Annotated in this window: 15 protein-coding genes and 1 pseudogene; 7 read left to right on the forward strand and 9 right to left on the reverse strand. The window is 51.4% G+C overall.

The annotated features are described in order from the left end of the window. Nucleotides 1-21 precede the first annotated feature (21 nt). The 3 genes and pseudogenes from PVOR_RS12400 (at nt 22) to PVOR_RS31015 (ending at nt 2,039) form a co-directional block, all read left to right on the forward strand. Nucleotides 22-1,124 (forward strand): annotated as a pseudogene (locus tag PVOR_RS12400) (hypothetical protein). Then, the gene (locus PVOR_RS12405; RefSeq protein ID WP_006209540.1) at nt 1,105-1,806 is read left to right on the forward strand and encodes a hypothetical protein; all 702 of its coding nucleotides are present in this window, start codon (nt 1,105-1,107) and stop codon (nt 1,804-1,806) included. The pseudogene PVOR_RS12400 and the gene PVOR_RS12405 overlap by 20 nt, the downstream one beginning before the upstream one ends. A gap of 92 nt (nt 1,807-1,898) precedes the next feature. After that, entirely contained in the window at nt 1,899-2,039 is a 141-nt protein-coding gene (locus tag PVOR_RS31015; RefSeq protein WP_164481448.1) for a hypothetical protein, read from the forward strand. 69 nt (nt 2,040-2,108) lie between these two features. On the opposite strand, the gene PVOR_RS12415 is transcribed toward PVOR_RS31015, so the two are convergent. The 7 genes from PVOR_RS12415 to proB form a co-directional block, all read right to left on the reverse strand. Continuing rightward, nucleotides 2,109-2,447, reverse strand: a complete 339-nt coding sequence (locus PVOR_RS12415) for an SdpI family protein (RefSeq protein ID WP_234972843.1) — start codon at nt 2,445-2,447, stop codon at nt 2,109-2,111. Between the two features lie 61 nt (nt 2,448-2,508). Continuing rightward, nucleotides 2,509-3,165: a methylthioribulose 1-phosphate dehydratase gene (locus tag PVOR_RS12420; protein ID WP_006209543.1), complete on the reverse strand. Its 657-nt coding sequence runs from the start codon at nt 3,163-3,165 to the stop codon at nt 2,509-2,511. Then, on the reverse strand, nt 3,166-3,846 hold the full coding sequence (locus PVOR_RS12425; protein ID WP_006209544.1) for a 2-hydroxy-3-keto-5-methylthiopentenyl-1-phosphate phosphatase: 681 nt from the start codon (nt 3,844-3,846) through the stop codon (nt 3,166-3,168). Further along, on the reverse strand, nt 3,843-5,057 hold the full coding sequence (locus PVOR_RS12430; RefSeq protein ID WP_006209545.1) for a 2,3-diketo-5-methylthiopentyl-1-phosphate enolase: 1,215 nt from the start codon (nt 5,055-5,057) through the stop codon (nt 3,843-3,845). The genes PVOR_RS12425 and PVOR_RS12430 overlap by 4 nt, the downstream gene beginning before the upstream one ends. Beyond that, nucleotides 5,054-5,923 (reverse strand): pyrroline-5-carboxylate reductase, encoded by an 870-nt coding sequence (proC, locus tag PVOR_RS12435; RefSeq protein ID WP_006209546.1) that lies wholly within the window; start codon nt 5,921-5,923, stop codon nt 5,054-5,056. Before proC ends, PVOR_RS12430 begins: the two co-directional genes overlap by 4 nt. 34 nt (nt 5,924-5,957) lie before the next feature. Next, nucleotides 5,958-7,205, reverse strand: coding sequence for a glutamate-5-semialdehyde dehydrogenase (locus PVOR_RS12440; protein WP_006209547.1), 1,248 nt, complete (start codon nt 7,203-7,205; stop codon nt 5,958-5,960). Between the two features lie 42 nt (nt 7,206-7,247). Further along, a complete protein-coding gene (gene proB, locus PVOR_RS12445; protein WP_006209548.1) occupies nt 7,248-8,351 on the reverse strand; it encodes a glutamate 5-kinase in 1,104 nt (367 codons plus the stop codon). A gap of 53 nt (nt 8,352-8,404) precedes the next feature. Here proB and PVOR_RS33170 point away from each other — a divergent pair, with 53 nt between their 5' ends. Next, nucleotides 8,405-8,551: a hypothetical protein gene (locus PVOR_RS33170; protein WP_427504131.1), complete on the forward strand. Its 147-nt coding sequence runs from the start codon at nt 8,405-8,407 to the stop codon at nt 8,549-8,551. 161 nt (nt 8,552-8,712) lie between these two features. On the opposite strand, the gene PVOR_RS12450 is transcribed toward PVOR_RS33170, so the two are convergent. After that, the gene (locus PVOR_RS12450) at nt 8,713-9,906 is read right to left on the reverse strand and encodes a pyridoxal phosphate-dependent aminotransferase (RefSeq protein ID WP_006209549.1); all 1,194 of its coding nucleotides are present in this window, start codon (nt 9,904-9,906) and stop codon (nt 8,713-8,715) included. A 257-nt stretch (nt 9,907-10,163) separates the two neighbouring features. On the opposite strand from PVOR_RS12450, the gene PVOR_RS12455 reads away from it, so the two are divergent. Both PVOR_RS12455 and PVOR_RS12460 read left to right on the forward strand, forming a co-directional pair. Then, nucleotides 10,164-10,976 (forward strand): carbon-nitrogen family hydrolase, encoded by an 813-nt coding sequence (locus PVOR_RS12455; protein ID WP_006209550.1) that lies wholly within the window; start codon nt 10,164-10,166, stop codon nt 10,974-10,976. A 93-nt stretch (nt 10,977-11,069) separates the two neighbouring features. After that, the gene (locus tag PVOR_RS12460; protein ID WP_006209551.1) at nt 11,070-11,255 is read left to right on the forward strand and encodes a hypothetical protein; all 186 of its coding nucleotides are present in this window, start codon (nt 11,070-11,072) and stop codon (nt 11,253-11,255) included. Between the two features lie 119 nt (nt 11,256-11,374). Here PVOR_RS12460 and PVOR_RS12465 read toward each other — a convergent pair whose 3' ends face one another. Then, nucleotides 11,375-12,307, reverse strand: a complete 933-nt coding sequence (locus tag PVOR_RS12465) for a LysR family transcriptional regulator (protein WP_006209552.1) — start codon at nt 12,305-12,307, stop codon at nt 11,375-11,377. Between the two features lie 182 nt (nt 12,308-12,489). Between PVOR_RS12465 and leuC the strand changes: the two genes are divergently transcribed. Further along, complete coding sequence (leuC, locus tag PVOR_RS12470) at nt 12,490-13,914, forward strand: 3-isopropylmalate dehydratase large subunit (protein ID WP_040680541.1); 1,425 nt, start codon at nt 12,490-12,492, stop codon at nt 13,912-13,914. Nucleotides 13,915-13,922 lie beyond the last annotated feature (8 nt).

Here is a 13,922-nt window from a genome sequence, read left to right on the forward strand (position 1 = left end):
AATACGAAAGGAAGATGCCTAGTGCAACCGCAACGAAATAAAGGGTTCGCCTTCATATTAAATATCCTTCCGGGCCTCGGTCACTATTATTGGGGGAGGAAGGGACGCGCCCTGCTGTATCCACTATTATTCTTCGGAAGTTTGTTTGGAGGATTTCTGCTCGGCATCATGTCGCACTCCGATTCGGTATTGATCCTGGGGAGTTCTCGGGGCGTTAATGATCTGGGGGAGTCAGCATGCTTGATCTGCTGGTCGCCTTAATCAGGTACACACCCGTCACGATTATCCATGACGAGTACGGCAGACCCATGGAAATTCGTCAGGATAAGAGCGACGAGTCGGAACGCTTCTACACGATTTTATTATCCTTCATTCCGGGCCTGGGACATTTTCAACTGGGCTTGATGCAGCGCGGACTGTCGTTTTTAATCGCATTTTTCGGTCTTGGGACGATCCTCCTGTTTCTGACAGGACTGACCCATGAATCCGTATTCCTGCTGTTTTTGGGGATGCTGCCCATTATATGGCTCTACTGCATGTTTGATGTTGTACAGCTCGTTCACCGCAAACAGGCCGGGGAGCTGCTGGAGGACCGTACGCTATTTGACGAACTGGAGAGCGGCCGGGAGAGCGGGCGCCGCAGCAAGGTGTTTGCCACCCTGTTATCCGCGCTCCCTGGAGCCGGGCAAATGTATCTGGGTCTGCAAAAACGCGGGCTTCAGCTCATGGTTCTGTTTCTGGGCAGCATTTATGTATTGGATGTGCTGAAGCTGTCCGTGTTCCTGTTTCTGATTCCGCTGATTTGGTTCTATGCGTTCTTTGACGGCCTGCAGCAAGTAAGCCGGTATGGCAGGGAACCGCTGCGGGATCGGCCGATCATCTCGGGGCTTGGACATCAACAGCGCTGGCTCGGGCTTGGACTGCTGATTCTGGGGATTTATTTTGTGTTTAACAGCTTTGTTATGCCGTATCTTGCGACGTATGTGGATTCCCGCTTCCGCGACTTGATGAAGACGGTAATCGTAGCGGTTCTCCTGATAGGGGGCGGAATCAAGCTGATGACAGGTTCGAAAAAAGGACCTGTGAGAGGAGAGCGTTCCTATTATGAATCCGACAACGAATAATATATCTATTCACGATTTGGCTGCCCCTCCATCGAAGTTTGCCCGGCAGTGGAGAGTCGGCACACTCTCCATGGGACTTTCCCTGCTTATACTCGGCTTGCTTGTCTTGTCATCAGCCTGGAAGGGTGTAGAGGTGTACAGTTCCGCTGTTAGATGGTGGCCCATCGTATTTGTCCTGTTAGGCACGGAAATCGTCGTGTATACGTTAATCTTTCGTAAGCAGGATACGGTTAGATACGATATGTTCAGCATTCTCCTTATTGGTTTTCTAACCTTCTGCTGCATTGGTATGGCAGCTTTGAGTGCAACTGGGTTGATGGAGCAGATTCGGCGTGAAACGATGGCTATACAGCAAACGATTCCGATACCGGACCAGAAGGTGGCCATACCGGACGGGGTTAAGAAAGTCATTGTTCAGGGCAGTTACAATCACAACATCAGGCAGGATGTTTCCAGTGCGGATGAGATGCTCATCTTTGGCAGTCTGCGGACGGAAGATTCTGAAATTTGGAGCCAAGCCGAGCTGCCTGCACTCATTCAAATCAAACAATCGGGTAATATTCTGTATGTTCAGCTGAACGATCCACCCCGTTATGCATTCAGGGGATCGTCTTCGTGGTTCGATGTGACGGTGTCCGTGCCGGCTTCGGTCAAAGTGGTCGTGAGGGACCGAAGCAGCTAGGGCAAAGCACATTACATAGATGGTGCATACAAGTCAATATGATGCTGGATAGCAGATCTAATATAATTGAAAAAGGCGTGGAGGGAGATATCGTGGCTAAGAATTTGTATTATCTGTTGTATATTGCTTTGTTTGTTGTAACCTGTTTGTTTATCGCGAATACGTATTCAACGCCTGAGCAGGTACCTATACCTGCCCTCTCTTTAACGGAGCATGATCAGAATCGGCTATAATCCATATAAGGACATAAAGTAAAACATCTAAAACGATCTGGATCGTTTTAGATGTTTTTTAGTTTTCGTTCAACCAGAATATAGATCAAGTATAAAGACGATGAAAGTTGCGATACCGGTGGTTAAGAAATGGCCTGTAAGCCTGGCGATCAGCAGAAGGATGACACCGAACACCATCAGCAGCAGGCTGACGTAGGCATTGGCTGCTTTGAAGTTCCGTTCATTTTTAAGCGATGATGTGGTTTTATAAGCGTAAAAACTCTTGGAACTTTTAGGTGGAAGAAGAAAGAGGACCAACCCGTACAGAATAAACACAATGCCAATGGATAAGCTTTCAAGCACCTCTACACGCTCCTCGGAAAAAATAACGCCGGATGCACCCTGCAAACAGGTCGAGACAGGGTGCAAGCCACATGTCAAAGCGGCTGATCCCGGCTTGTTGAAGTTCTAATGGTGTTACTTGGTTGATTTATTTAGTACTGGCAGCATTGAGAAGAAGACGCCGATACGAGTATTCGAATATAAACTCGAACGCCTCCAGATGTTTTTTCGCCTCGAAGGCATTTTTTCCCCAAGCATAAATGCCGTGGTTGCGCAGCAAAATGCCGGGTACCGCAGGGTCAAGCGCATCTGGAACCAATTCGGCAATCCGCGGGATGTCGGCATAGTTCGGAAGGACAGGAATGCGAATCGCTGCATCTTCATCCCAGATGTTAAAGGCTTTGATCAGCTCGATTCCTTGAGCAGGTACATAACCTTGTTCACCATACCAGTCACTGATTAGATTGTTATCGATGGTGTGCACATGGAAAATGGCACCGCAGCCGGTCTTGCGATAAATCTCGCAGTGGATCAAGGTCTCCGCGCTAGGTTTTAAACCCGTTGCCTCACTTGGCGCACCGTCCTGATCCACGAATAAATAATCCTCTGGCGTATGTACGGACTTGTCCTTTCCGCTGGCGGTTACTGCAAAATAAAATTGTTCTGGCGAAAACTCGCCAACGCGTACCGAAAGATTACCGCTGGTGCCGGGGAACCAGTTTCTTGCAGCAAACAGCGCCTTGATTTCTTTAAGATCATGCAGCGCCGCCTGTTTCTGTTCAAGCGGGATATCTGAAAATGCCATTTACAGCACCTCCTGTTTAAACTTGTTTCTCATGTCATCCTGGATATCGGTAAATGTCTCAAACGGCACATGATGCACACCCAGCTTCCTGCACTGCTCGGTGAGCGTGGAACGGGAATAGACAAGATCGGCCTGCTTCGCGCCTTCGAAATCGGTAAGGCTGTCACCGATCAGGATCCGGTAATACTGATCAGCAGGGAATCGTTCCATTACGGTTACCTTGCACATGCCGCAGTCGTTGCGGCATAATCCCTTGCAAGGATGGGGCCAGGTAATTTCAATGCGATCCCCTTCGAAATTCGAACCGTTGCAGAATATATGGTCGGCAGGGATGCCAAAAGGCTTCAGCAGCGGATCCACAAAGAAATCGATCCCCCCGCTGGTAACAAAAAACTCAATTTGTTCGGCTTCCAAATAGTCAAGGAATGCTCCGAATCCTTCGCGAATGCCTGCATGCTGGAGGACGAAATCCGTGATTTCGTCTCTCATGGAGGAAGGGAAAAGGGCGAACATGCGGCCCACGCCTTCCCGAATGGAGATGGAACGGTCAAGCGTATCCTGCATGACAGCTTCATAACCTTCCGGCTTGAAATGCTTCATAATGGCTACAATGTTGTCGTTATTTGTAATGGTTCCGTCAAAGTCGCAAAAAATAATCGGCTGTTTCTCTCCTGATGTCATACTTCTCCTCCCCAGATGTCCAGTGCGGCTTTCAGTTCCTCGTGTTCTTCGGCATAGTGGGCGAGCGGCACGGATTTCATCGTTGCCTCAATGGCTTGTACAAAGGCTTTGCCGCCCGCTTCGGTTCCCATCGGATGGCCGTGGATCCCGCCGCCAGCGTTGACAACCACATCGGTGCCGAAGTCCCGGATGATGCGCGGAACAAGTCCCGGATGAATTCCGGCAGACGGTACGGGCATGCTGCGCTTCACACGGAGTTTGGCACTATGCAGTTCGTCGCGGATGGCCAGATTCTCTTCTCTTGGCATCGTTACGGATCCGTAAGGAGAAGGGAAGAGCACCAGATCTGCTCCCGCTATCCGCATCAGCTGACCCAGCAGTACCGGAGCCGCTATCCCGTAGTAAGGAGACGGGTAAATCGCACCGGCAAGGGCAGGATGCGCCGCGATGGGGACCGTGATATCCGGATCGCTGCTTAGCTCGTGCAGAACATCATATCCGTACGACAGCACATTGAAGAGCAGGGCATTTGCGCCGGCATCGATGGCGCGTAGTGCTTGCTCCCGCAGCTTCGAGGTTCGGCCTGTCAAATTGGCTGCGTACAGCAGTTTTTTACCTGTCTGCTGTTCGATATCAGCAGCGGCCTGAATGCACATGCGTACGCGTTGTTCGATCGGGGTCAGATCGTTCTCAAACAGGATTTCATCATCCTTGATCAGATCTACGCCCCCGAGTGCCTGACGGATGAATTGGGCTCTAAGCTCGTCCGCATTCAGCCCGATAACCGATTTGAAAATGCTCATCAGCAGCGGACGGTCGTGAACACCGAGAATATCGCGGATTCCGTCGATGCCGAACTTCGGTCCCGGAAATGCGCTAAGGAAGTCGGGAGACAAGTCCAGAGCGGTCAGCTTGATGCGCCCGTCCATGGAAATTTTGCCAAACACGGTCACGAGCAGGGCAGGAATATCGCGGCTAAAATTAATGTCGGGATACGCAATGCTAACATCCGCATAGCGGCTGCCTGGCTCCCAGCCTTCGTTAACCTGAATATCGACGACTTCTCCCAGATGCTTCTGCATCGCTTCGCGCTTGGCCTGCGGCAGTTCGGTCCAGCTGCCAACCGTCATGCCAACGGCAATGGAAGTCGCTTTTTTACGAAAATCCGCCTGATCGTCGTAGATACGGTAAGTTGCGATGCATTGGCTCATGAGATTTGCTCCTTCAGCATGGCGCCCATTTCTTTGGAACGCTCGGCGCAGCGGTTTACAGCGGCAATGACGGTTTCAAAAAAGTCTCCTTGATCGAGTGTCTCCAAGGCGGCTTGCGTGGAACCGTTCGGTGACGTAATCTTCGCACGCAGCGATGACGGCTGCTCTCCGGTCTGTTGGACCATCCGGGCGGCGCCCAGGATCGTTTGCAGTGTCAATTCACGGCTCTGCTCCGGTGACAGGCCGCCTCGAATGCCGGCTGCCGTCATGGCTTCCATCATATAATAGAAATAAGCCGGACCACTACCGGAAATACCGGTCAGGATATCCATCTTCTCTTCTTCAATAACGGTCACATTCCCTACAGCCTCGAACAGGGTAAGCACGAGCTGTCGTTGTTCTTCGCTGATTTCCTTCGAGAACGCAATTCCTGTGGAACCGAGTCCGATGGAGGCGGAAGTATTCGGCATTGTTCTTGCAATGGGCTGTTGGTTTCCTAGCAATGTTTGCGTGGTGTAGATGGACAGCCCGGCAATCACGGAGATGATCAATTGATCACTGGAGAGCTTCGGACCAAGCTCTTTCAGTGCTTTAGCTGCATCCTTCGGTTTCATCGCCAGCACGATTACCGGGGACGTCTTGAGAATTTCGATTTTGGCGGCATCGTCATTGTTGATCTGGACACCGTAACGCTCGCTCAGTTCCTGAAGACGATGGGCGTTGCTTCGATTCAACATCGTAATATTCTCGGGAAGCACGACGGAACGGCTCACTAAGCCTCGTACAATCGCTTCTGCCATCGAGCCTGCGCCGTAAAAGGTAATTGCTTTATCTATTAAAGGGCGGTTCTGTGGGGATTGGCACATCGTTGTTTCCTCCTTCATGGATAAATTGAATGATTTATTCGCGTATTTGACCACTACCGATAATAACATATTTGGAGGAAGTAAGCGCGGGCAGTCCCATAGGTCCACGGGCATGCAGCTTCTGGGTGCTGATGCCGATCTCGGCGCCAAAGCCAAATTCAAAGCCATCGGTGAAGCGGGTCGATGCGTTATGATAAACAGCCGCTGCGTCGATTTCCTGCAAGAAACGACTGGCATGATCTTCATTCTCCGTAACGATGCATTCCGAATGCTTCGTACCATAATTTGAGATGTGCTCGATGGCCTCATTCAGATGGTCCACAATTTTGATGTTCAAAATATAGTCGTTATACTCCGTTGCATAGTCCTCGGACGAAGCCAAGGCTGCCCAAGGCGCAAAGGATAGTGTACGCTGGCATCCACGCAGTTCGACATTCCGTTCCCGAAACTCCTCCGCAAGGGCGGTCAGGTGCAGCTTGGCGTAATCGGCATGGACAAGCAAGGTTTCCATGGAATTGCAGACCGAAGGACGCTGCACCTTGGCATTGATACTAATCGCAGCAGCCATGTCCGGCTGTGCTGTGGCATCCAGGTAGGTATGGCAGATTCCGGCGCCGGTTTCGATGACCGGCACCGTGGCGTTCATGACAACGTTCTGGATCAGGGAGCTGCCGCCGCGCGGGATAATGACATCCAGCAGTCCGTTCAGCTTCAGCATTTCATCCACGGAGGAGCGGTTCGGATCTTCGATAAGCTGAAGAGCTTCCTTAGGCAGTGCCGTGCCCTCCATGGCTTCATGAAGCACTTCGATCATTTTGCGGTTGGAGGAAAGCGCAGACGAGCCGCCGCGCAGCACGACTGCATTGCCTGTCTTCAAGCATAGCCCGGCTGCATCCACCGTCACGTTCGGACGTGCTTCATATATAATGCCTATGACCCCGATCGGAACACGTTTCTTCACGATACTCAGCCCGTTCGGGCGGTCAATGCTTTCCAAGGTGTCGCCGATCGGGTCCGGCAGCTCGACGATCTGGCGCAATCCTTCGGCAATCCCCTCAATGCGGGATTCATTCAGAGCCAAGCGGTCCAGCAGGGAGGCAGAGGTGCCGAGCTCCTTGCCGCGGCGAAGATCCTCCGCATTTGCTTCGATAATATCGGCCGTACGCCGGATCAAAGCGTCTGCCATGATAAGCAGAGCCTGGTTTTTCTCCTCCGTGTTCAGCCTGCCGATACGGAGCGCGGCATTTTTGGCTAACTGGGCCTTGTTTTGTACCTCACTCATGATGATTCCTCCTTATTGACATATATAGTGATGGTGAGCTGACTATTTTAGCGTGATCCATTCGTCGCGGTGAATGACCTCCAGGCGATGGACTTCGCCGATGATTCCGATCACTTGACTGCTCGGTAAACCGAGCACGGCCTGGAGCTGGTCCTCATCATAATTCACGATTCCCCTGCCGAGCCTCTCGTTGCCAATGTTCACAACCTCCACAACATCCCCGGCATGGAAACTGCCCTCGATACGTTTCACGCCAACCGGAAGAAGGCTGTTGCCCCCGTGAATCAGCGCTTTCTCCGCACCCGGATCGACTACAATCCGGCCTAGCGGCGAGGACATAAAGCCGAGCCACTGTTTTTTCATGGGAAGAGATGAGAGATGTGTGGCAAAATAGGTTCCCTTGCCTGTATGCTCCAATGCCTTCAACAGATCGCCGGTTTCGTTGGCTTTGCCGATGAAGACGGGAACGCCGCCGCGGGTTGCGATTTTGGCCGCATCGATTTTGGAACGCATGCCGCCTGTGCCTACGCTGGAGCCCGCTCCACCAGCCATGCTGTAAATCTCCTCGGTAATTTCATGAATTTCCTCGTATTTGGTTGCATCCGGCGATTTACGGGGATCTGCCGTGTATAATCCGTCCGTATCGGTCAGAATGATAAGCTGCTGCGCCCGGACAAGATTGGCTACAAGTGCGGATAACGTATCGTTATCACCAAACTTCAGCTCGTCAATCGATACGGTGTCGTTCTCGTTGATGATCGGAATGACTCCCTGCTTCAAAAGCTCGGTGATGGTCATGTTGGCATTATTCATGCGTTTGCGGTTCGCGAAGTCCGTTCTGGTCAACAGAATTTGCGCAGCTTTCAGCTGATGATCGGCCAGCGCATTCTGATAAGCCCGCATCAGCAGTGCCTGACCCAGAGCGGCTGCCGCTTGCTTCTCGTGCAATTGCCGCGGCCTCGTTTCATAACCGATATCCCGGAACCCGGCGGCTACGGCTCCAGATGTAACGAGCAGAACTTCATGACCAGCACTTCGCAGCGCAGAGAGTTCGCCTGCAAAAAAAGCAATGGAGTCCAGGTTCAATCCACCTTCATCTGTTGTAAGGGAACTGCTTCCGATTTTTACGACGATGCGAGAGAGCATCGTGATCACTTCCTTGTATTTATGATAGTGGCTGCAGCTGCTTGAATCCAAAAATGGATAATAAAAAAACTTCCGTCCTGTATGAAAAAGGACGAAAGTTTAACTTCCGCGGTACCACCTTTGTTGATGAGCGCAGCTCATCCGGCTTTAGCCCTGTAACAGAAGGCACTGTCCTGGCAAGCCAGGCCGCTCGGGGGTAGGATTCGGAAAGGAGGTCACGGCAAATTCTTTCAGCCCATGGAATTTGCTCTCTTTATCGTACCGTATGCTTTCGTACTGGTCCCGTCTTCGCGTTTGAAACTGCATTCGATTGTTACTGCAAGAATAGCACATCGTTTTTGTTTTTTCAAAAGGAAATAGGCTAGCCGAACAGGTTAAGCTTGCCAATGCGGTAAGCGGCTTCCCGCATTCTGTCTTCGCTGCTCAACAGGCCAACGCGGACATACCCCTCACCATGGTCTCCAAAGCCGACGCCAGGCGCAACCGCTACCTTGGCTTCCTCCAGCAGCAAGTCGGCAAAGGCTACCGACGTATAGCCTTTCGGAACGGGCAGCCAGCTGAAGAAGGAACCCGGCGGTTTCTGGGCTGCCCAGCCGATTTCCGCAAGGGCGCCATAGAAGGCGTCCCGTCTTGATTCGTAACGGGCTACAAGCTGCTCGACGCAGCTTTGCGATGAGGTAAGGGCTGTAGCCGCTGCTGCCTGGATGCCGCCAAACAGGCTGACATAGATATGATCCTGCATCTGGTTGATCAGTGAAATAATCTTCTTGTTCCCCAGGGCAAAGCCGACTCGCCATCCGGCCATGTTGTAGGTCTTGGAGAGCGTGTAGAATTCTACGCCAACTTCTTTGGCGCCTTCTGCCTGCAAAAAGCTGACCGGACGCTTGCCATCAAATCCAATGGCACCATAGGCAAAATCACTGGCAACCGCAATGCCGTGTTCTGCGGCAAAAGCCACCGTATCCTCGTAGAACGATAATGGTGCGACCGCGGATGTTGGATTATTGGGATAATTCAAAAACATGAGTTTCGCCTTTTCCCTGTCTGCAGGTGTTATTGCATCATAATCAGGCAGAAACTGATGGTCTTCGGTTAACGGCATGAATGTCATCTGCGCCCTGGCCAGTGCTACGCCCGACCAGTAATCCGGGTAACCGGGGTCCGGGACAAGGCAAACATCGCCCGGATTAAGCAGGATTTGCGGCAGCTGCACGAGCCCGGTTTTTCCTCCAAACAGAATCGCTACCTCGGTTTCCGGATCCAGGTCCACGTTATAGTCCTCCTTGTACCGGTGCGCAATGGCTTCCTTCAGGAAGGAGAAGCCGGTAAAAGGCGAATATTTGTGGAACTGCGGATTGTCCGACGCTTCCTTAAGACTGGATACGATATGTGGCGGTGTGGGTTGATCGGGATTCCCTTGGCCGAGATTAATCACATCGTGTCCTAACGCAACCTGGCGGTTTACCTTGGAGACCAAGGTGGCGAAAAATTGCGTAGGCAGCTGGGACATGATCTCAGCCGGCTCTATATGGAAATCTTTTAATTTTCTGTTCATCGCAGGTTCATCACTCCGTTATCTATTTACGCTCGAATCGATTGGGGTCTTGAAAACAATTAGGATTAATTTAACACGATTTATCAGGGGTGTATAGAGGGAAATGGGGCTCGGGTGTTGCAGTTGCTGGGCTGAGGAGGCTATGATGAGGACATATAGCATCGGATGAATCAAAAAAAAACGAAGCAAGATCCTTGTTGAAAAACAAGATCCTGCTTCCCCGACGTGATTCATTCCGACTAACAGGAGGTTGCAAGATGACGGAAACAGCCAAGGCTCAGTTACATATTGCGCTTATACAAGCGAATATTGAGATAGGTAACGTAAATGCCAATATGAATAACATGCTGGAATTGATGGAGAAGGCCGCGTCCGCCAATACGAAGCCGGATGTGATCGTGCTGCCGGAGATGTGGAACACAGGGTACGCGCTCGACCGGATTCAAGAGCTGGCCGATCCCATGGGACAAGAAACTTCATCCATGCTGAGCGATTTCGCGCGGAGGCACCGGATTCAAGTGGTTGGCGGATCTGTAGCTGAAAGAGTGGACAATGAAATCTATAACAGCATGTATGTGTTCAATCGGAACGGGGAGCAGGTCGCTAAATATTCCAAAATCCATCTGTTTCGCCTGATGGACGAAGAGAAGCATTTGCAAGCAGGCCAGTATACCGTAGCCTTTGATCTGGATGGAATCAAGGCAGGCGCGTCTATATGTTACGATATCCGGTTTCCGGAATTATCACGCACTCTTGCCCTAGGCGGCGCTCAAGTGCTGTTTGTGCCTGCGGAGTGGCCTCATCCGCGCCTGCATCACTGGAGAACCTTGCTTATGGCAAGAGCGATCGAGAATCAAATGTACGTGGTTGCCTGCAATCGTGTAGGAACCAGCGGCGATACGGACTTCTTTGGACACTCCATGATAATCGATCCTTGGGGCGAGGTCATTGCGGAAGGGGATGAGCAGGAAAGCATTCTGACTGGTACGCTTGATCGTAATCTCCCGGATGAAGTGAGAGGGCGGATACCGGTGTTTGAGGATCGTCGTCCGAATTTGTACTTTCAATAGCCTGCTCTATGATCTCTCCTCTAAAAATGTAAGTTTCATCTGTGCAGAGGCGGGTATACTATGGGTAATCCGTCTGAGAGGAGGCTTGGAATCATGGCAGAGAACAACCCATTCGACAGCCGAAACAATGAGCAGGAAGAAGAACAGAAAGAGCAGTTCCGCAGCTTTGTTGAAAACGTAGCCAGTGGAAGCAATGGAAAAAACGAATCGATTCAGGATCAGTCTCGCACCGCAGATGAACAGAATCGAATGATTGACAAGCATAACCTGCGCAAATAGACGATTACACATGATGGGACTTCCGGTCTTTCATTGATTGTAAAAAAGAGGCTCTGCCTGGTCATGGGGTCAGTCCCGTCCCCATTGACCACGTACAGAGCCTCTTTTTTGTTACGGCATCATTTATCCTGAACGCTTGTAACCACAAGGTTGTCCATGACCTGCTTGAAGGTGTCGATAAACGCATCCGCCGCTTTGGACAAATAGCGGCCGTGGCGATAGGCCACAACCAGTGTGCGGCTCGGAACCGGCTCGGCGAGCGGCAGGTATACCGGAATAAACTCGCTTCGTTTTGCCCGGGCGATAAATCGAGGCACCAGCGTTACTCCCATTCCGGTAGCAACAAGAGATTGGAGAGTCTCGATGTTGCTGCTCTCAAACACGATATTCGGCTCAAAACCGGCTTCCCGGCATAGATCCAGGGTAAGCTTTCGGAAGCCCTGGCCTTTCTTGAGCACGACGAAGGCTTCGTCGCGGATTTCATCCATTGTGATCGGCCTGACAGGATCAGAGGCTGCCCGCTGGGCAAGCGGGTGCTGCGGAGGCACGGCCAAATCGATCATTTCCTCACCGATGGGAACCCAGGACAGCGACGGTTCGGAGAGCGGAAGCGCAAGCAGGCTGAGGTCGGCCTTGCCGCTGGCGGTAAGCTTCTCCAGATTCATGGAGGAATCCTCCAGGAGGGTGATTTCAATATCGGGGTAGCCCTGTTTAAATGCAGGCAGGACCCTTGGCAGCAGATGAGAACCTGTAATCGGCATGCTGCCAACGACGACTTTGCCTTTGCGGAGCTGGGAAATGTCCGACATTTCCTGTTTCAGCTGCTCGACGGCATCCATAATCTTCTGGGCATGCTCAACGAAGCTGGCACCGGCATGGGTAAGCTCAACGTTGCTCGTATTGCGCTGGAACAGCAGAACGCCGAGCTCCTTCTCCAGCTTGGAGAGCTGCTGGCTAAGGGAAGGCTGCGCGATATGAAGTTTCTCGGCTGCGCGCGAGAAGTTTTTATCGGCTGCGATTTGCAGCGTATATTGCAGTTGTCTAAGTTCCATAAATATATCACTCCGTTATAGCTGAATCCTATTACATCTATAGATATTATATCTTGGATCAATGAAGAAGGAAATGTTATATTACTATCAACGTAAAGATGATGCGTTGCAGGTCTTCCTTTTTAAGAAGAATGCAAGTATTGATCTTCCATATGAACGTAATGAACAATGGGGTGATAATGATGAGTAAAAAGACAATGTTCGAAAAGATTTGGGATAACCACGTTATTCATCAGGAAGAAGGCAAGCCGGGTATTTTGTACATCGACCTGCATTTGGTGCATGAGGTGACTTCCCCGCAAGCATTTGAAGGTCTGCGTCTTAGCGGCCGCAAGGTTCGACGTCCTGAATTGACGTTTGCGACGATGGACCACAACGTTCCAACTAAGGATCGCTTCAACATTACGGATCCGATCTCGAAGCAGCAAATCGATACCCTGACCAAGAACTGTCAGGATTTCGGCGTTACCTTGTACGATCTGGATACGATTGATCAAGGCGTTGTGCACGTTATGGGCCCAGAGCTGGGACTGACTCATCCAGGTAAAACCATTGTATGCGGTGACAGCCATACCTCTACGCACGGTGCGTTTGGTGCGCTTGCGTTCGGTATCGGTACGAGCGAGGTTGAGCATGTCATGGCAACCCAATGCTTGCAGCAGGCAAAAGCAAAGACGATGGAAGTGCGTTTTGTCGGTCATCGCAATCCGGGCGTAACGGCGAAGGACATGATCCTCGGCGTTATCGCGAAGTACGGAACGGACTTTGCAACAGGCTATGTTATTGAATATACAGGGGAAGCTATTCGCGAGTTGTCGATGGAAGAGCGCATGACAGTGTGCAACATGTCCATCGAGGGCGGAGCAAGAGCGGGCATGATCGCTCCGGACGAGACGACATTCGAATACTTGCGCGGACGTCAATATGTACCTCAAGGCGAAGCTTATGAAGCTGCGGTAGCGACATGGAAGGAACTTGTGACAGATGAAGGCGCCGAGTTTGATGTGGTTGTTGAATTCGATGTTGAAACGCTGATCCCTCAAGTAACCTGGGGAACGAGCCCCGGAATGGGTACTGACATTTCTTCGGCGGTTCCAAACCCGGCGGATTTCAAGACCGAGAATGAGCGCAAGGCTGCCGAGAAGGCTCTTGAGTACATGGACCTTGTTCCGGGGACGCCCATCTCAGAGATTCCGATTGATTACGTCTTTATCGGTTCTTGCACGAACGGACGCATTGAGGACTTGCGTGCTGCCGCATCTGTTGCAAAAGGCCATAAAGTCTCCAGCAATGTGACAGCTATCGTTGTACCAGGATCGGGCCGAGTGAAGATTCAGGCGGAAAAAGAAGGCCTCGATAAGATTTTTGTTGAAGCCGGATTTGAATGGCGTGAAGCAGGCTGCAGCATGTGTCTTGCGATGAACCCGGATGTTCTTAAGCCTGGACAACGCTGCGCCTCCACGTCCAACCGTAACTTCGAAGGACGTCAAGGTCGTGGCGGCAGAACGCATCTCGTATCGCCGGCAATGGCAGCAGCGGCTGCAGTTAAAGGACGCTTCGTGGATGTACGTGACTGGAACTTTGCAGCAGAAGAAGTTGTGAGCTAAGAAGGACG

This window comes from Paenibacillus vortex V453 (assembly GCF_000193415.1).
GTDB classification, from domain to species: Bacteria; Bacillota; Bacilli; order Paenibacillales; family Paenibacillaceae; genus Paenibacillus_AQ; species Paenibacillus_AQ glucanolyticus.